The sequence below is a fragment of the Dactylosporangium sp. NPDC049742 genome, from assembly GCF_040674675.1.
Lineage (GTDB): Bacteria > Actinomycetota > Actinomycetes > Mycobacteriales > Micromonosporaceae > Dactylosporangium > Dactylosporangium maewongense.
In genome coordinates, this window is the sequence record NZ_JBFANF010000020.1 from 59,220 (window position 1) to 77,770 (window position 18,551).

The window sequence follows — 18,551 nt, forward strand, 5'->3', positions numbered from 1 at the left end:
TGGTTGTCACAATGATGACCATGCGCATCCTGGTGACCAACGACGACGGCATCGACAGCCCCGGCCTGCACGCGCTCGCCGCGATGGCGGTCCGCCAAGGCCATGACGTGGTGATCGCGGCGCCGGCTCGGGAGGCCAGCGGCGCGGGCAGCTCGCTCACCGGCGTGGAGGCCGACGGCCGGATCGCCACCGAGACACGTGCCGCGTTGTTCGCCGATGTACCGACGTACGCCGTCTCCGCGTCGCCCGCGTTCATCGCGCTGATGGCGACGCGCGGCGCGTACGGGCCGGAGCCGGACGTCGTGCTCTCCGGGATCAACCGCGGCCCCAACACCGGGGCCGCGGTCCTGCACTCCGGCACGGTCGGCGCCGCGTTCACCGCCGTCGCGAACGGCTGCCGCGCCATGGCGGTCTCCCTGGACGTGGCGTTCCGCGCCACCTCGGGCGAGCCCGAGGAACGCTGGGACACCGCCGCCGAGGTCGCCGGCGACCTTCTGCCGCTGCTGGTGCCGGGGTTCGTGCTCAACGTCAACGTGCCCAACCTGGACGCCGGCGACCTGCGCGGCATCCGCCGGGCGACCCTGGCCCAGTTCGGCACGGTGCAGATGGTCCTGATGGAGCAGGGCCACGGGTACGTGCGGATGTCCCTCGAACAGAGCGACCACGGCGCGGAGCCCGGCAGCGACGACGCGTGGCTGCTGGACGGCTATGTCGCGGTCACGCCGATCCGCCCGCCGCACGAGGCCCGCGACGTGCTCCTGCCGGGGCTGGTGGATACCGCCGGAGAGCACGTCGGCGGCTAGACTTCTCGCTGCTATGACTGAGACCCCTCGCAGCTTCAAGGTCATCACCTACGGCTGCCAGATGAACGCGCACGACTCCGAGCGCATCTCCGGCCTGCTCGAGGACGCCGGCTACGTCCCCGTGCCCGCCGACGCCGAGCCTGACGTCGTCGTGTTCAACACGTGCGCCGTGCGCGAGAACGCCGACAACCGCCTCTACGGCAACCTCGGCCACCTGCGCCCGACGAAGCTCGCCCAGCCCGGCATGCAGATCGCCGTCGGCGGCTGCCTGGCGCAGAAGGACCGCGGCGACATCGTCAAGAAGGCCCCCTGGGTCGACGTCGTCTTCGGCACCCACAACATCGGCTCGCTGCCGGTGCTGCTGGAGCGCGCCCGCCACAACGCCGCCGCCGAGGTGGAGATCCTCGAGTCGCTGGAGGTCTTCCCCTCCACCCTGCCGACCCGGCGGGAGTCCACCTATGCCGGCTGGGTCTCCATCTCCGTCGGCTGCAACAACACCTGCACCTTCTGCATCGTCCCGGCCCTGCGCGGCAAGGAGAAGGACCGCCGCCCCGGCGACATCCTCGCCGAGGTCCGCGCCCTCGCCGCCGAAGGCGTCCTGGAGGTCACCCTCCTCGGGCAGAACGTGAACTCCTACGGCGTCGAGTTCGGCGACCGGCTCGCCTTCGGCAAGCTGCTGCGGGCCTGCGGCGACGTCGAGGGCCTGGAGCGGGTCCGCTTCACCAGCCCGCACCCGAAGGACTTCACCGACGACGTCATCGCCGCGATGGCCGAGACGCCCAACGTCTGCCACTCGCTGCACATGCCCCTGCAGTCCGGCTCCGACGCTGTCCTTCGCTCGATGCGCCGCTCATACCGCGCGGACCGCTACCTGGGCATCATCTCCAAGGTGCGCGACGCCATGCCCGACGCCGCCATCACCACCGACATCATCGTCGGCTTCCCCGGCGAGACGGATGCCGACTTCGAGCGCACCCTCGACGTGGTCCGCGCCGCCCGCTACTCCAGCGCCTTCACCTTCCAGTACTCCAAGCGCCCCGGCACCCCCGCCGCCACCATGGACGAGCAGATCCCGAAGGCGGTCGTGCAGGAGCGGTACGACCGGCTGATCGCCACCCTGGAGGAGATCAGCTGGGACGAGAACAAGAAGCTCGTCGGGACCCCGGTCGAGGTCCTGGTCGCCGTCGGCGAGGGCCGCAAGGACGGCGCCACCGGCCGCATGTCGGGCCGCGCGCGCGACGGGCGCCTCGTGCACTTCGCCACCGACCCGTCGGTGACGCTGCGCCCCGGCGACATCGTGCACACCACCGTCACGTACGCCGCCCCGCACCACCTCAACGCCGACGGCCCCCTGCTGTCCCACCGCCGCACCCGCGCCGGCGACGCCTGGGAGGCCGGCCGCGTCACCCGCACCCCCGGCGTCTCCCTCGGCATGCCCACCATCGGCACCCCACCCCCGCCCCCTTCCGACGCCCGCTCCTGCTGACCTCTGCCCCACCGCTCGCCCATGATCCGGAAGACTTCTTGTCGCCATAACCACAACAACTCTTCCGGATCACGAGAAATCGCCCACCCCCGCAACCAACAACCCACGACAGGCCTGGTGCCGCCCGGTCGAGCAATCGACGGGGTTGTGGCGTGGGCCAGTTTGGCGGCGTGGGAGCCCCGATGGGCGCTATCGGCGGTGCTTGATCGTGTGAGGTCGGAGCCGCGGCCCGCCGGAGCTCAGGCCTCCCGGTCGACAGTCCGCCAATCTCATGATCCCGTGCGGTTCTGGTGGCCAGGGCTACCGGAATCATTCGGGATCATGGGAGACGGCCTGGTGTCAGCCGGTTGAGCGGTCGACGGGTTGCGGCTTGGGGGAGAGCACCGGAAGGGTGCCCGCGACGGTGCTCGATCGTGTGAGGGCGGACCCGCGACTGGTAACCACGGAAGTGCCCGCCGGAGCGCAGGCGCCCGGGTCGACCGGCCGTCAATCTCGTGTGGCTCGGTCTGGCGGGTGATGGTCGTGGCTTTGGTCAGTGGCGGGGTTGGAGCACCGAAAGGCACCCGCGACCGTGTTGGATCGTGTGAGGGCGGAGCCGCGACCGGTAACCACGGAGGTGTCCGCCGGAGCGCAGGTGGGCGGACGTCGATCTCATGATCTCGTGCGGTTCTGGTAGTCAGAGCTACCGGAACCACACCGGGTCACGAGCGCGCAGGGGCGGGGGTGGTCAGCGGTGGGGGGCGTAGCCGCGTTCGTAGCCGTCGTGGTCGCCTGGGTGGCCGGAGCCGTAGGTGCCGCGCTGGTCGTAGCCGGGCTGGGGGGCGCCGTACATGCCGCCGCCCTGCGGGGCCGGGGGTGGGAAGCCGCGGGGCTGGTCGTAGGACGGCGGGGCGTAGCCGGGCTGGTGGTTGAAGTCTCGCGGGTCGGACGGGTGCGGGCCGCCGCCGAAGCCGCCGTTGCCCGCGTTGCCGCCGCCGGAGAAGCCGCCGTCGTTGCCGCCGAAGGGGCCGGGGTCGTTGGAGAAGCCGCCGGCGGGGCCGGACGCGCCGTAGACCGTGCCGCCGGCGGCGGCGCCGCGGGCGGCTGAGGCGGCGGGGCGGGCGCCGTAGACGGTGCCGGTGGTGTTGTCGTCGGACGGCGGGCCGTCGTCGTCGGTGGGGCGGGGGGCGGAGCCGCGGATCGGGCCGGACGTCGCGGCCGCGAGGCGGCGGGCGGCGCGGGAGCGGCGGATGCCGATGATGCCGGCGACCACGAGGATCAGGCCGAGGATGCCGACCGCGGCCACCATGTACGTGATGTCCTGCAGCGTCAGGTCTTCCAGGAACGACCGGTCGTCGGGCTTCGGGGTCGGCAGGACCGCGCCGCCGCCCTTGCCGGGCGTGACGTTCTGCGGGGTGTACCTGAGTATCGGCGCCTTGACGTCGGCGGGGACGTCGGAGGCGGTGATGTACTGCTTGCCGTCGGTCGAGTAGGTGATCGCCTCACCGCGGGCCTCGTTGGGCAGCGGGGTGATGCGGGGCTTGCCGCTGGTGATCGCCTTGACGACGTCGCCGTCCTTGACGTCGAACTCGTAGGCGTCGGAGTAGGTGCGGATGACGACGCGGGTGCCGTCGGGGGAGGAGGCGGCGCCGGTGATCGCCTTATAGCCGAGGAAGGAGAGCGGGTTGGGCGTCTTCGTCTCCTGGGGCGCGAACGTGCCCACCTGCTTGAGCTTGACGCCCTTGGTCGTGTTGGGCTGCAGCGGGCCCTCGGGCACCCAGACCTCGCCGACCGGGTCCTTGGTGATGATGATCGGCGTGCCGTCGCCGTTGAGCAGCAGGGCCTCGGCGTCGCGCTTCTTGCCGTCGGGGTATGCGAGACGGTTGATGACCGGGGCCTTCGCGCCCTTCGCCAGGGTCCAGACCGCGACCGTGGGGCGCGGCGCGGCGCTGCCGCCGGACGCCTCCGTGTTGTCACCGATGTCGGCGATCCACAGCGTCTCGTTCTTGTCGATCGCGAGGTCCTCGGGGTCGCGGGCGACCGGGTCGTAGTTGACCGGGGTGCCGACGACCTTGCAGGCCGCGTCGAGGGTGAAGATCCTGGCCTTGCCGCCGGCGGGGGCGCTGTCGTTGATCGCGTAGTAGCCGGTGGCGGTCGCGACGAGGCCGGAGATCTCATTGATCTTCGAGGATTCGGGGGTGCAGATGGTCTGGCCCGCGCCCGCGGCCGGGGACTGCCCGGTGGTGGCGGATGGGCTCGGAGCGGCCGCGGCGGGGGCCCCGAGCCCCAGGAGCTGACTCGTCACCACGCCACAAGCCGCACTCAAAGCCAGGCCCACCCGCTGTCGCATCGCACAAGTTTGGCAGAGCCGGACCAGATGTGGGTGCGCCCGGTCCGGCTCTCACTCGCAGTGATCGGATAAACCTACGACTTCACGGCAAATGGGGCCAACTCCGCTGCAAGGGCGTCATTGATCCGCGCCCGGATCCGCGTGCCCTCCGCCAGGTGGGCGGTCTCCAGCACCTCACCGATCGTGTGGACCCTGGCGACCAGGTCGCCCCGCTCGTACGGCACGACGGCCGTCAGCTCGATCGCCGGCCACGGCAGCCGCTGCTCCAGCGCGGCCTTGACCGCGTCGATGCCCGAGCCGGTGCGCGCGGAGGCGAACACGGCGTCCGGCCAGAGCGACTTCAGCCGCAGCTGGGTCTCCTCGTCGGCGGCGTCGATCTTGTTGATGACGAGCAGCTCCGGCACGGCGTCGGCGCCCACCTCGGCGAGCACCTCGCGGACCGCGCGGACCTGCTCCTCGGGGTCGGCGTGCGAGCCGTCCACGACGTGCAGGACCAGGTCGGCCTCGGCGACCTCCTCGAGCGTGGAGCGGAACGCCTCGATCAGCTGGTGCGGCAGGTGCCGGACGAACCCGACCGTGTCCGACAGGGTGTAGAGCCTGCCGTCGTCGGTGCGGGACCGCCTGGTCGTCGTGTCCAGGGTGGCGAACAGCGCGTCCTCCACCAGTACGCCGGCGCCGGTGAGCCGGTTGAGCAGGCTCGACTTGCCGGCGTTGGTGTACCCGGCGATCGCGACGCTCGGCACCCGGTTGCGGCGCCGGGTGGCGCGCTTGGTGTCGCGGATCGTCGCCATCGCGGCGATCTCGCGCTTGAGCCGGCTGATCTTCGTGCGGATCCGGCGCCGGTCGGTCTCGATCTTGGTCTCACCGGGGCCGCGGAGGCCCACGCCGCCGTTGCCGCTGGCGGAGCCACCGGCCTGCCGGCTCAGCGCCTCACCCCAGCCTCGCAGCCGCGGCAGGAAGTACTGCAGCTGCGCGAGCTCGACCTGGGCCTTGCCCTCCTTGCTCTTCGCGTGCTGGGCGAAGATGTCCAGGATCAGCGCGGTCCGGTCGATGACCTTGACGTTGACCTTGGCCTCCAGGGTCCGCAGCTGCGAGGGGGACAGCTCCCCGTCGCAGATGACGGTGTCGGCGCCGCTGCTCTGCACCACGGCCCGCAGCTCGTCGACCTTGCCGGAGCCGATGTAGGTGCTGGAGTCGGGCCGGCTGCGGCGCTGGATCAGCCCGTCGAGGACCTGCGACCCGGCGGTCTCGGCGAGCGCGGCGAGCTCCGCGAGGGAGTTCTCCGCGTCGGTGGCGGTGCCTTCGGTCCACACCCCGACGAGCACGACCCGCTCGAGGCGCAGCTGGCGGTATTCGACCTCGGTGACGTCGGCGAGCTCGGTCGACAGACCTGCGACACGGCGAAGCGCATGCCGCTCCTCGAGCTCCAGGCCGTCGCCGTCCTCGGCGAGATCCCAGGATTCTGCGGCAGTCACTCGCAACATGTTCTCCTAAAGTCGATCAGTACAACCCTCCAATCGTGACACTTCATCGGCCATACGGCACTTGATATGTCCCCCCGTGCCGCCGGGTGAACGTGCGAGTGAGAATGGGGTACGTGACGACTGCCACGCACCGATTGCCCAGCGCCGGGTTCTCAATCACCATCCGTGTCTCCGTCCGTGCCGACGCCTCGGCGATCGGGCGCCTCACCACCGCCGTCGGCGAGGCGGGGGGTGTCGTCACCGCGGTCGACGTGGTCGACTCCGACAGCACCGCCGTCGTGGTCGACCTGACCTGTGACACCGCCGACTCCGCGCACGCCGAGCAGGTCGTCTCCTGCCTCGAGAAGCTCGACGGCGTCGACGTGCGGAAGGTGTCCGACCGCACGTTCCTGCTGCACCTCGGCGGTAAGATCGAGGTCACCCCGAAGGTCGCCCTGCGCAACCGCGACGAGCTGTCGCGGGCGTACACGCCCGGGGTGGCCAGGGTCTGCCTCGCGATCGCGGAGAACCCGGACGACGCCCGCCGCCTCACCATCAAGCGCAACACGGTGGCGGTCGTCACCGACGGCTCCGCCGTGCTCGGCCTCGGCAACATCGGCCCGGCCGCCGCCATGCCCGTCATGGAGGGCAAGGCGGCGCTGTTCAAGCGGTTCGGCGGCGTCGACGCGTGGCCGGTCGCCCTCGACACCCAGGACACCGAGGAGATCATCGCGATCGTGCGGGCGATCGCCCCCGCGTACGGCGGTATCAACCTCGAGGACATCGCCGCGCCCCGCTGCTTCGAGATCGAGGAGCGGCTGCGGGCGATGCTGGACATCCCCGTGTTCCACGACGACCAGCACGGCACCGCGATCTGCGTCCTCGCCGCGCTCACCAACGCGCTGCGGGTGGTCGGCAAGTCCATGGGTGACATCAGGGTCGTCGTGAGCGGTGCCGGCGCGGCCGGCACGGCCATCATCAAGCTGCTCCTGCACCAGGGCGTCGGCGACGTGATCGCCACCGACCGGCCGGGCGCCCTGCACCGCGGCATGTCCGGCCTGTCCGGCGCGTGGCAGTGGCTCGTCGACAACACCAACAAGTCCGGCTACTCGGGCGACCTCAAGGGCGCGGTCCGGGGCGCGGACGTGTTCATCGGGGTCAGCGCCCCGAATCTGCTCACCGGCGACGACATCGCGACCATGGCGCCCGGCTCGATCGTGTTCGCCCTGGCCAACCCCGACCCGGAGGTCGACCCGCGGGAGGCCCGCGAGCACGCGGCGATCGTCGCGACCGGCCGCTCCGACCAGCCGAACCAGATCAACAACGTGCTCGCCTTCCCGGGCGTCTTCCGCGGGATGCTCGACGCGCAGGCGCGCGAGTTCACCGAGGCGATGGCGATCGCGGCGGCGCGGGCGATCGCGGACACCGTCGGCGAGGACAAGCTCAACCCGAGCGTCATCGTGCCCAGCGTCTTCGACGCGAGGGTCGCCCCGGCCGTCGCCGCCGCCGTCAGGGCCGCCGCCAAGGGCGTCCACCTGGACAGCACCGTCGACGGCGCGGCGGCGGCGGAGCCGGCGCCCGTCGAGCAGCCGTAAGGCCACCGGGGCCGGCCCGGGGCGAACCACCCCCTGGGCCGGCTCAACGGCCGCGGAGCCGGCGGAGCGGGGTCAGAAGGTCGGGGCCAGCTGCCGGATCGCCTGGGCGTCGACGTCACCGTGCGCGACGATCACGGCCGGCCCGGCGAGCAGGAACTCCGAGCCGGTCTGCGTGATCGTCAGTCGGCCGCCCGCCACGTCCACGACGACCACGCCGGTCTCCAGTCCGGCGTGCTCGAGGGCGACCGCCGCCACCGCGCACGCGCCGGAGCCGCACGACTGGGTCTCGCCGGAGCCGCGCTCGTAGACGCGCATCCGCCGGTACAGGTCGGCGCCGGCCGGAGGCGACCCGGCCGCGGCGAACTCGACGTTGACGCCGGCGGGGAAGATCAGCGGATCGATCCCGGGGGCATGGCTCAGGTCGAGCCGCTCCAGGGTCGGCTCGTCGACCGGGCAGACCAGGTGCGGGTTGCCGACGTCCACCGCCGTGCCCTCGAAGACGCGTCCCTCGCTGGTGGCCTCGCTCTGCACGTACACCCGCGGCATCGGCATCCCGGCGGCGATCTCCTCACCGATGGTGACCGGCACCACCCCCGCGCGGGTGACCAGGTTGAACGACCCCTCCGGCGCGACCAGGCCGGCCTCGGCGAGGTAGCGGGCGTAGACGCGCACACCGTTGCCGCACATCTCGGACTGGGAGCCGTCCGCGTTCCAGTAGTCCATGAACCACTCGGCCGTCCCCGCGGACGCCTCGGCGTCGGGGTGGGCGGCGCTGCGGACCACGCGCAGGACGCCGTCGGCGCCGATGCCCCGCCGGCGGTCGCAGAGCGCGGCGACGAACGTGGGCGTCAACGGCAGCACGCCGTCGGGGTCGGGCAGGATGACGAAGTCGTTGCCCGTTCCATGTCCCTTGGCGAAGCGCATGGCGTCAATCTTGCCGCACGACCTCCAGCGCCGTTGCAGTGATGTCACCAGCACCACCATCGAGCCACACGATCCGGTCATCCCGGCGGAACCATGACCGCTGCCGCCGCACGAACCGCCTGGTGGCCCGGACCGTCTCGGCCCGCGCCTCCGGCTCATCCGACAAACCGGAAAAATAGTCCAATATCTGTTTGTAGCCCAGCGCGGCGCCGGCGGTCCGGCCGTCGCGCAGGCCGACCTTCTCCAGGGCGCGCACCTCGTCGACCAGTCCCGCCGCCCACATCGTGTCCACCCGCGCCTCGATGCGCTCGTCGAGCACCGCCGTGTCGACGTCCACGCCGAGCTGCAGCGACTCGTACACGGGACGCGGTTGTGACGGCAGGCGGGCGATGAACGTGGTGCCGGTCAGCGCGTTGACCTCCAGCGCGCGGACGATCCGGCGGCCGTTACCGGGCAGGATGCGCTCCGCGGCCTCCGGGTCGGTGCTCCTGAGCCGGGCGTGCAGCGCCTCCGGGCCCACCTCGGCGAGCTCCTGCTCGAGCGCCGCCCGCAGCGCCGCGTCCGTGCCGGGGAAGTCGAAGTCCTCCAGGACGGCCCGCACGTAGAGGCCCGAGCCGCCGACCAGCAGCGGAACCCGTCCGCGGGCGGCGATGTCGTCGATCGCGGCGCGGGCGAGCCGCTGGTATACCGCGACGCTCGCCGGCTCCGTCACGTCCCAGATGTCCAGCACGTGGTGCGGCACCCCGTCACGCTCGGTGACGGAAAGTTTCGCGGTGCCGATGTCCATGCCGCGGTACAGCTGCATCGAGTCCGCGTTGACCACCTCGCCGCCGAGCTCGTGGGCGAGCCGGAGGCTGAGCGCCGACTTGCCGGCGGCGGTCGGGCCGACGACCGCGACGACCCGGGTCACCGCCAGCTCGCGACGAGGTAGCCGACGCCGTACGGGGCGGAGCGGTGCAGCAGCTCGGTCGTCGCCGGCCTGCCCGCCGCGCCCGCGAGGACCTGCCACGGCGCCCGGCCGACCGCGAGCAGCTCGGTGGCGAGGGCCGGGTCCAGGTCGAGCAGGGCCGCGGTGTCACCCTTGGCGAGGGCGTCGGCGACGGCCGCGTCGAAGCCCTCGGCCCTGGGGTCGTCGTAGCCAGGCGACTTCTCGCCGTGGCACGCGGATCCGTCTCCGAGGATCAAGAGCGCGGCGTCGGTACTGGTCAGCTGCTGCCCCAGTGCTGCGCACTCGCCGGGGGTCGCGTCGACGGCGACGCTGTAGAACTGGACATTTGCGAAATGTACGTCTTGGAGCAGCCAGGCGCCGATGAGCAGGCTGAGCGGCAGCGGGTTGCCGGTCTCCTCGCCGACCCGTTTGTCGATGCCCCACGGGGCCAGGGTCCCCCCGAACGGTGGCTCACGGCGTACCGTCGACGTGTCGGCACCGACCACGACCAGGGACTCGGCGCCGGACAGGTGCGCCACCGCCACGCGGCAGGCGGCCCGCAGCTCGTCGAGCTCCCCGGCGGCCCCCGCGGCCACCTCCGGCACGAGCATCGGCGGATGTGGGCAGACGGCGGCGGCGACGAGTGGCACGGTCTTAACGTTATCGGGGACGGTCTTTGTGGCATCCTGCGGCCCGTTCGGCACCGGAATGGTCACGGTTCGGCCGCAGGCCCTCGACCGCCCCCGGGGCGCACCTGTGAGAATGCCCTGGGGAACTTTGCTGTGCGATGGCGGCGTGACAGTGGGATACCCGATCCCACGGACGCCGGGAGCGAGGATGGCAGATGAGCGAGCCTACGACGTTTGGACGGATCGACGCTGACGGCAACGTCTTCGTGAAGACGGCAGCCGGAGAGCGGGCCATCGGATCGTGGCAGGCCGGCACACCGGAGGAGGGCCTTGCCCACTTCGCCCGCCGGTTCGCCGACCTGATGACCGAGGTCGACCTGATCGAGGCCCGCCTCGGCAGCGGCGCCGCCGACGCCGGCCAGTCGCTGTCCACCATCAAGCGGCTGCGCAGCGGCCTCGACGAGGCCCACGTGGTCGGCGACATCGACGGGCTCGCCGCCCGCCTCGACAAGCTGACCTCGATCGCCGAGGAGAAGGCCGGCGCCGCCCGCGCGGCCCGCGACGCCGCCCGCGCCGAGGCGCTCACCCGAAAGACCACCCTGGTCGAGGAGGCCGAGCAGATCGCGGCCGAGGCGACCGGCTGGAAGACCGCGGGCGACCGCCTCAAGGAGATCCTCGACGAGTGGAAGTCCATCCACGGCGTTGAGAAGAAGGCCGAGAGCGAGCTGTGGAAGCGGTACGCGGCAGCCCGCGACGCCTTCACCCGCCGCCGCGGCGCCCACTTCGCGACCCTCGACGCCAGCCGCAAGCAGGCCCAGGGTCGCAAGGAGGAGCTCGTCGTCGAGGCCGAGCAGATCGCCGAGTCCACCGAGTGGAACGCGACGGCTGCCCGCCTCAAGGAGCTCATGACCGAGTGGAAGGCCGCGCCCCGCGCCGCGAAGGAGACCGAGCAGAAGCTCTGGGAGCGGTTCCGCGCCGCCCAGGACTCGTTCTTCAAGCGCCGCAGCGAGGTCTTCAGCGCCCGCGACGCCGAGTTCAAGGGCAACCTGGACGCCAAGCAGGCCCTCCTGGTCCAGGCGGAGGCGCTCGACGTCGACGCCGACCCGAAGGGCGCCCAGGCGAAGCTCCGCGACATCCAGGCGGCCTGGCACGAGGTCGGCCGCGTGCCCCGCGAGGCGCAGACCGGTCTGGACCGGCGCCTCCGGGTCGTGGAGGACAAGGTGAAGACCGCGATGGACGCCGCCTGGCGCCGGACCCCGCCGGAGGCGAGCCCCCTGCTCGCCCAGATGCGGGAGCAGGTGGCCCGCGCCGAGCAGCAGCTGGCCTCGGCCCAGGCCGCCGGCGACCAGCGCCGCATCAAGGAAGCCGAGAAGGCCCTGGAGAGCAAGCGCAAGTTCCTGGCGATGGCCGAGCACACCGGCTGACCCTCGAGACTTCTCCAGTGACGGGCCCCCGAGCCCGTCCGACATAGAAAGTTGACCACTACACGCCGCGGCGTGTAGTGGTCAACGTCGTTTACGCCCCGTTTCGCCCCGCAGATAGACGCTGCGCGACCCACCCACCAATCAGAGATCATTTTGCAGGTGGATCGCACAACCTCGATGGCGCAAAGGCCACAAACCCAGACATTGACCAACGTCTTTTAAACGCGGCAGAAGTCGCGGTCGAAGCGGCGGTCGAAGCGGACGCCGAGGCGACGGGTTAAGGGCATAGGTCGTGCTGTGGGCCAGCCGATCCGCCTCCCGGTCGGAATTGCCGTTGCCGCACCAGTGGCGATGCGCGAACAGGGGGAATGCGGCCGGGATGATGGCGTGGTCAGTGAGCCTTGCTGCCCCAGATCGACCGGAGCGCGCCTACAAGCCTCAGCCACGGTCGCGGGATGAAACTTCCCCTGTGCCGATCGACGCGCGTGGGTGATCGGCGGCCCCGCCTGGCAGATACTGCGGACGGCGATGTCGCCGCGGTCGAGGATGGTGGCTTGCTTGCCGGCGACCGAGTCGAAGGTGGGTTCGGCGGCACAGCCCCGGTGTGAGCGCGATTGCGCCGTTGCGGTGACCGTTGCCGACGGCCTGTGTTTCCGCGGTTGTCGCCTGGATCGTGGCTGTTCTTCTGCGGCCCGGTGGCTGAGCGAGCCCTGAGGCGGGTGGTGCGGGGAGGCCAGATACGGCGGACGGCGATGACCCGGCCGGGCACGGAGGTGTGTCGCCGACGAGAGGGTTGAAGGGGGTTCGGCGGTCTGGGCCCTGGTCTGGGCGGGGTTGTGCCGTTGCGGACGAGGGTTGGCGGCGTGTGTCTCCATGGTCGCCGTCCGGGGCGTGGCTGTACTTCGGGGTCGCGGCCCGGGGCGGTGTGGAAGGCATGCTCGGCCGGGTGGTTGGGCGGGTCCTGAGGTGGGTGGTGTGGTGGAGGTCAGGTGCGGCGGGCGGTGGTGGAGTGGTCGCCGGAGATGTTGAGGGTGGGGTTCGGCGGCGGGGCTCCGGTCTGGGCACTGTGATGCCGTTGCGGTTGGCCGTTGCGGGCGAGGGCGGCGCGGTCTGTGTCTCCGGCGTCGTCAGGTGCGGCGGGCGGCGGTGGAGGCTCGGTCGGGGATGGTGGCGTGATTGCCGGCGATCGGGTTGAAGGTGGAGCTCTGCGGCGTGGGCCATGGTCTGGGCGGGGTTGTGCCGTTGTGGACGAGGGTTGGGTGGTCTGTGTCTCCGTGGTTGTCGCCTGGGGGCGTGGCTGTGCTTCGGGATCGCGGGTCGGGGAGATACGGAAGGCCCGCTCGGTCAGGCGGGTCCTGAGGTGGGTGGTGCGGGGAGGTCAGATGCGGCGGGCGGTGATGGCGCGATCGAGGACGGAGGTGTGGTCGCGGCCGGGAAGGGTTGAAGGGGGTTCGGCTGCCTGGGTCCCGGTCTGGGCACCGTGATGCCGTTGCGGTTGACCGGTGCTGGTGAGAGTCGGGAGGTTCTGCGCCTCCGTGGTCATCGTCAGGTGCGGCGGGCGGCGGTGGCGACGCGGTCGGGGATGGTGGCTTGGTTGCTGAGGATCGGGTTGAGGGCGGGGTTCGGCGGTCGGGGCAAGACTTGGGCGCGGTTGTGCCGTTGCGATAACCGTCGGCGATGAGGTCGGGTGACCTGTGTCTCCGGGGTTGTCGTCTGGGGCGTGGTGGCGCTCAGCGGTCGTGGGGTGGGGACGCGGAGAGGCCCGCTCGGCCGGGTGGCTGGGCGGGCCCTGAGGCGGGTGGTGCGGAGGGAAAGGAGGGAGGTCAGATGCGGCGGACGACGGTGACGACGCGGCCGAGGATGGTGGCGTGGTCGCCCTCGATCGGGTCGAAGGCGGGGTTCTGTGGCATGAGCCAGACGTGGCCGTCGCGGTTGCGGTAGGTCTTCACGGTGGCTTCGCCGTCGATCATGGCGGCGACGATGTCGCCGTTGTTGGCCGTGGGTTGCTGGCGGACGACGACCCAGTCGCCGTCGCAGATGGCGGCCTCGATCATTGAGGAGCCCTTGACCTGGAGCATGAAGAGGGTGCCCTCGCCGACGAGCTCGCGGGGGAGGGGGAAGACGTCCTCGACGGCCTGCTCGGCCAGGATGGGGCCACCGGCGGCGATGCGGCCCAGGACCGGCACGTAGGCGGGGGCGGGGCGGGCGGCGCGCTCGGCCTCCTCGTCGACGGCGACGAGCTCGCTCGGGGGGCGGACGTCGACGGCGCGGGGACGGTTGGGGTCGCGGCGCAGGTAGCCCTTCCGCTCCAGCTCCTTCAGCTGGTAGGCGACGCTGGAGGGGGACACCAGGCCGACGGCCTCGCCGATCTCGCGGACGCTCGGGGGATAGCCGTTGCGGTCGACGGCGCTGCGGATGAACTCCAGAATGCGCCGCTGGCGGACGGTCAGGTCGGCGGCGAACAGGTCGGGGAAGGCGCTGACCACCGCGGTGACCGCGCGCATCTCCGGCTCGCCTCCGCGGCGGCGGGTGCCGGCCCGGCGGCTGCTGCCGCTGCCGATCGCGGTGACCTCGGCGGATTCGGCGGATTCGTCGGTGCGGTCGTCGGCTGACACGTCGTCCTCCCTCTTGTTGGCACCCGCGGTGGGAAGGCCGCGGGTGCGGACGGGCCTTGAGGGGCCCGCCACCTGACCGCCACCGGGTGTGACGGCGCCGGCTGTCGCAAATTTCGGGTATCCCGATCAATCGTCTCGATCGTGTGTGGATCACCGTATCGCCGAGGTGTGACAGTTTCAAACATCTGTACTACGTGGCGCGCCGATTTTTCGGCGTGTTGCTGGACTCGGGTCTTCCCGCTCTGGTAGACCATCGTACGTCCGTTCGATCGAACGGCTGTACGGAATCGAGGGCTGAGATGCGACAGCACCCGCGAAACCCACCCATCCGGCTCACTCGGCGCGGCCGTGTCGTGCTCTTCTGTCTGCTGCTGATGGTCGCCGGTGGGCTGTTCACGCTCGTCGCGGTGCCCGGGCAGGCGGCCGACCAGCCGGGGCCGGCGCCCGTGGTGATCGTGCAGCCGGGCGACACGCTGTGGGACATCGCGACCCGGCATTCGGGGGGCCGTGGGCGCGACGCGACCATGGAGGAGATCCGCCGTCTCAACAACTTGGACGGCTACAGTGTCGACGCCGGACAGCGGCTTACCCTGCCTCGGCAGCGCTGATCAGGACAAATGTGTGGCGGCCGCTGAGAGCCGCGACACGCAGGGGGCGTAAATCGCCGTTCAACTTGCGTCTGCGTAGGGGTCAGGCATAGCGTCTACCCCTAGATGTAGTAGTTACAGGGCTGTAAGCCGTCCACAGGTTGTGGATTCGGCAATCACCCTTACTTACGGTGAAGAACCAGCGGAGGCCAGCGTCCAAGGCCGACCGTTGGGCATTCGCGTGCGTTTTGTCAGGACATATCCGACGTAGACTGGAAGGCCATCGCATGCGCTGCCCGTACTGCCGCCACGCCGACTCCCGGGTGGTCGACTCCCGGGAGGCCGAGGACGGCCAGATCATCCGCCGTCGGAGGTCCTGTCCCGAGTGCAGTCGGCGGTTCACCACCGTCGAGGAGGCGGTCCTCGCGGTCGTCAAGCGCAGCGGGGTGACCGAGCCGTTCAGCCGAAGCAAGATCGTTGCCGGGGTCCGGAAGGCCTGCCAGGGCCGGCCGGTCGACGAGGACGCGATCGCCGTCCTCGCGCAGAAGGTCGAGGAGACCGTGCGCGCCAGGGGTGCCGCCGAGCTGCCGAGCCACGAGGTCGGCCTCGCCATCCTGGCGCCGCTGCGGGAGCTCGACGAGGTGGCGTATCTCCGCTTCGCGAGCGTCTACCGATCGTTCGACTCGCTGCAGGACTTCGAGCGCGAGATCGCGTCGCTGCGCGCGGCCTCGAACCGCCCGGCCAGCGCGACACAGCACCAGAGCACCGCACAGGGCGCGCCGCAGCACCAGGCGGCGCCGCCACAGGGGGAGCGCGCCGCCGAACCGGTCGGCTGAGCGGCGCCAGTACGAGCGACGAGACACGAACCAGAACACCATCGAAGACAATGAGGGGGCCGCGGATGGCGGGGGAGACGAAGACCAAGGCAGCGTCGCGCAAAGAGGCACAGGGCCTGCGCGTCGAGCGGGTGTGGACGACCGAGGGGGTCCACCCTTACGACGAGGTGACGTGGGAGCGTCGCGACATCGTCATGACCAACTGGCGCGACGGCTCGATCAACTTCGAGCAGCGCGGCGTCGAGTTCCCCGACTTCTGGTCCGTGAACGCGGCGAACATCGTCACCACCAAGTACTTCCGCGGCGCCGTCGGCACCGACGCCCGCGAGCGGTCGCTGAAGGAGCTGATCGACCGCGTCGTGACGGTGTACCGCAAGGCCGGCGAGGACCACGGGTACTTCGCGACGTCCGCCGACGCCGAGGTGTTCGCCCACGAGCTGACCTGGATGCTGCTGCACCAGGTGTTCAGCTTCAACTCGCCGGTGTGGTTCAACGTCGGCACCCAGTCGCCGCAGCAGGTGAGCGCCTGCTTCATCCTCGCCGTCGACGACTCGATGGACAGCATCCTCGACTGGTACAAGGAAGAGGGGCTGATCTTCAAGGGCGGGTCGGGCTCGGGCGTCAACCTGTCCCGGATCCGCTCCTCGAAGGAGCTGCTCAGCAGCGGCGGCACCGCCAGCGGCCCGGTCAGCTTCATGCGCGGCGCCGACGCGTCCGCCGGGACGATCAAGAGCGGCGGCGCGACCCGCCGCGCCGCGAAGATGGTCATCCTGGACGTCGACCACCCGGACGTCGAGGAGTTCATCGAGACCAAGGCGCGCGAAGAGGACAAGATCCGCGCCCTGCGCGACGCCGGCTTCGACATGGACCTCGGCGGCAAGGACATCGTCAGCGTCCAGTACCAGAACGCCAACAACTCCATCCGGGTCTCCGCGGAGTTCATGCAGTCGATCGAGGACGACGCGGAGTTCGCGCTGCGCTCCCGGCTCGACGGCAGCGTCGTGTCGACGGTCAAGGGCCGTGAGCTGTTCCGCAAGCTCGCCCTGGCCGCGTGGGAGTGCGCCGACCCCGGCATCCAGTACGACGACACGATCAACGAGTGGCACACCTGCCCGGAGACCGGGCGGATCACCGCGTCCAACCCGTGCAGCGAGTACATGCACCTGGACAACTCCAGCTGCAACCTCGCCTCGCTCAACCTGATGAAGTACCTCAACGCCGACGGCTCGTTCGCGGTGGAGAAGTTCGTCAAGTCGGTCGAGTTCGTCATCACCGCGATGGACATCTCGATCTGCTTCGCCGACTTCCCGACCGACAAGATCGGCGCGACCACCCGCGCGTACCGGCAGCTCGGCATCGGCTACGCCAACCTCGGCGCGCTGCTCATGGCCAGCGGCCTCGCGTACGACTCCGACGGTGGCCGCGCGGTCGCCGCGACGATCAGCAGCCTCATGACGGGCACCGCGTACCGGCGCTCGGCCGAGCTGGCCGGGATCGTCGGCGCCTACGACGGGTACGCCCGCAACGCCCTGCCGCACCAGCGGGTCATGCGGCAGCACGCCACGGCCAACGACGCCATCACCACCGTCGGCGGGGTCGACGTCGCCATCAAGGCCGCCGCGACGGCGGAGTGGGCCCGGGGCAACGAGATCGGCGCGCGGAGCGGCTGGCGCAACTCGCAGGCCAGCGTCCTCGCCCCGACCGGCACCATCGGCCTGATGATGGACTGCGACACCACGGGCGTCGAGCCGGACCTGGCGCTGGTCAAGTTCAAGAAGCTCGTCGGCGGCGGTTCGATGCAGATCGTCAACCAGACCGTCCCGCGCGCCCTGCGCAACCTGGGCTACCAGGAGGAGCAGGTCGAGGCGATCGTCGAGCACATCTCCGAGCACGGCCACGTCGTCGACGCCCCCGGCCTCCGGGCCGAGCACTACAGCGTCTTCGACTGCGCCATGGGCGAGCGGACCATCGCCCCCATGGGTCACGTACGGATGATGTCGGCGATCCAGCCGTTCATCTCCGGCGCCATCTCCAAGACGGTCAACATGCCGGAGGCGGCCACCGTCGAGGACGTCGAGGAGATCTACTTCCAGGGCTGGAAGCTCGGCATCAAGGCCCTCGCGATCTACCGCGACAACTGCAAGGTCGGCCAGCCCCTGTCGGCCGTCAGCAAGTCGAAGAAGGAAGAGCCGGTCGCGGAAGCGCCCGTCGTGCAGGAGGTCGTCAAGACCGAGAAGGTCATCGAGTACCGCCCGGTCCGCAAGCGGCTGCCGAAGAAGCGCCCCAGCTCGACCGTGTCGTTCTCCGTCGCCGGCGCCGAGGGGTACCTGACCGCGTCGTCGTACCCGGACGACGGCCTCGGCGAGGTCTTCCTGAAGATGTCGAAGCAGGGCTCGACCCTGGCCGGCGTCATGGACGCCTTCTCCGTGGCGATCTCCATCGGCCTGCAGTACGGCGTCCCGCTGGAGACCTACGTCAGCAAGTTCGTCAACATGCGGTTCGAGCCGGCGGGCATGACCGACGACCCGGACATCCGCCTGGCCTCGTCGGTGATGGACTACATCTTCCGGCGGCTGGCGCTGGACTTCCTGGACTTCGACACCCGCTCGGAGCTGGGCATCCTGACCTCCGCGGAGCGCGCCGCCCAGCTGCGCGCCGAGGCGGGCGAGCCGGACGTCGACCTGACCGAGATGCGCAACTCCGCCCCGGTCACGGCCGCCACGAAGCCGGTGGCGAAGCCGGTCGAGGTCGAGGCGCCGGCGCCGCGCAAGGTGGGCTCGTCGACCGAACTGCTCGAACTGGTCCAGGGCAAGGCCGCCGACGCGCCGCTGTGCTTCACCTGCGGCACGAAGATGCGCCCCGCCGGTAGCTGCTACGTGTGCGAGGGCTGCGGCTCCACCAGCGGCTGCAGCTGACCTTCCGCAACAAACAG

General features: G+C 70.8%; 12 protein-coding genes and 1 pseudogene. 7 read left to right on the forward strand and 6 right to left on the reverse strand.

Annotated elements, in window-relative coordinates; all coding sequences use genetic code 11:
* Window positions 1–20: 20 nt before the first annotated feature.
* Window positions 21–803, forward strand: coding sequence for a 5'/3'-nucleotidase SurE (locus AB0J72_RS24370; protein ID WP_363402306.1), 783 nt, complete (start codon window positions 21–23; stop codon window positions 801–803).
* Between the two features lie 13 nt (window positions 804–816).
* On the forward strand, window positions 817–2,289 hold the full coding sequence (gene miaB, locus AB0J72_RS24375; protein ID WP_363402308.1) for a tRNA (N6-isopentenyl adenosine(37)-C2)-methylthiotransferase MiaB: 1,473 nt from the start codon (window positions 817–819) through the stop codon (window positions 2,287–2,289).
* A gap of 727 nt (window positions 2,290–3,016) precedes the next feature.
* Here miaB and AB0J72_RS24380 read toward each other — a convergent pair.
* Both AB0J72_RS24380 and hflX read right to left on the reverse strand, forming a co-directional pair.
* Complete coding sequence (locus AB0J72_RS24380) at window positions 3,017–4,573, reverse strand: hypothetical protein (RefSeq protein ID WP_363402310.1); 1,557 nt, start codon at window positions 4,571–4,573, stop codon at window positions 3,017–3,019.
* 119 nt (window positions 4,574–4,692) lie between these two features.
* A complete protein-coding gene (gene hflX, locus AB0J72_RS24385; RefSeq protein ID WP_363402312.1) occupies window positions 4,693–6,093 on the reverse strand; it encodes a GTPase HflX in 1,401 nt (466 codons plus the stop codon).
* A 113-nt stretch (window positions 6,094–6,206) separates the two neighbouring features.
* Here hflX and AB0J72_RS24390 point away from each other — a divergent pair.
* Window positions 6,207–7,607, forward strand: a pseudogene (locus tag AB0J72_RS24390) (NAD-dependent malic enzyme); the annotation flags it as partial.
* Window positions 7,608–7,748: 141 nt separating this feature from the next.
* Here the strand turns inward: AB0J72_RS24390 and dapF are convergent.
* Genes dapF through AB0J72_RS24405 form a run of 3 tightly spaced genes read right to left on the reverse strand, consistent with a single transcriptional unit; the run spans window position 7,749 to window position 10,139 of the window.
* Window positions 7,749–8,600: a diaminopimelate epimerase gene (gene dapF, locus AB0J72_RS24395; protein WP_354888565.1), complete on the reverse strand. Its 852-nt coding sequence runs from the start codon at window positions 8,598–8,600 to the stop codon at window positions 7,749–7,751.
* 4 nt (window positions 8,601–8,604) lie between these two features.
* A complete protein-coding gene (gene miaA / locus AB0J72_RS24400; RefSeq protein ID WP_363402495.1) occupies window positions 8,605–9,516 on the reverse strand; it encodes a tRNA (adenosine(37)-N6)-dimethylallyltransferase MiaA in 912 nt (303 codons plus the stop codon).
* On the reverse strand, window positions 9,507–10,139 hold the full coding sequence (locus AB0J72_RS24405; RefSeq protein WP_363402497.1) for a class III extradiol dioxygenase subunit B-like domain-containing protein: 633 nt from the start codon (window positions 10,137–10,139) through the stop codon (window positions 9,507–9,509). The genes miaA and AB0J72_RS24405 overlap by 10 nt, the downstream gene beginning before the upstream one ends.
* A 233-nt stretch (window positions 10,140–10,372) precedes the next feature.
* Here AB0J72_RS24405 and AB0J72_RS24410 point away from each other — a divergent pair, with 233 nt between their 5' ends.
* On the forward strand, window positions 10,373–11,581 hold the full coding sequence (locus AB0J72_RS24410; RefSeq protein ID WP_363402314.1) for a DUF349 domain-containing protein: 1,209 nt from the start codon (window positions 10,373–10,375) through the stop codon (window positions 11,579–11,581).
* Between the two features lie 1,823 nt (window positions 11,582–13,404).
* Here the strand turns inward: AB0J72_RS24410 and lexA are convergent.
* A complete protein-coding gene (gene lexA, locus AB0J72_RS24415) occupies window positions 13,405–14,085 on the reverse strand; it encodes a transcriptional repressor LexA (RefSeq protein WP_344503255.1) in 681 nt (226 codons plus the stop codon).
* Window positions 14,086–14,549: 464 nt separating this feature from the next.
* On the opposite strand from lexA, the gene AB0J72_RS24420 reads away from it, so the two are divergent.
* From AB0J72_RS24420 to AB0J72_RS24430, 3 genes are all read left to right on the forward strand, one after another.
* The gene (locus AB0J72_RS24420) at window positions 14,550–14,804 is read left to right on the forward strand and encodes a LysM peptidoglycan-binding domain-containing protein (RefSeq protein ID WP_363402316.1); all 255 of its coding nucleotides are present in this window, start codon (window positions 14,550–14,552) and stop codon (window positions 14,802–14,804) included.
* 266 nt (window positions 14,805–15,070) lie between these two features.
* A complete protein-coding gene (nrdR, locus tag AB0J72_RS24425) occupies window positions 15,071–15,619 on the forward strand; it encodes a transcriptional regulator NrdR (protein ID WP_344503234.1) in 549 nt (182 codons plus the stop codon).
* Between the two features lie 65 nt (window positions 15,620–15,684).
* Window positions 15,685–18,534: a vitamin B12-dependent ribonucleotide reductase gene (locus tag AB0J72_RS24430; protein WP_363402318.1), complete on the forward strand. Its 2,850-nt coding sequence runs from the start codon at window positions 15,685–15,687 to the stop codon at window positions 18,532–18,534.
* Window positions 18,535–18,551: the final 17 nt, after the last annotated feature.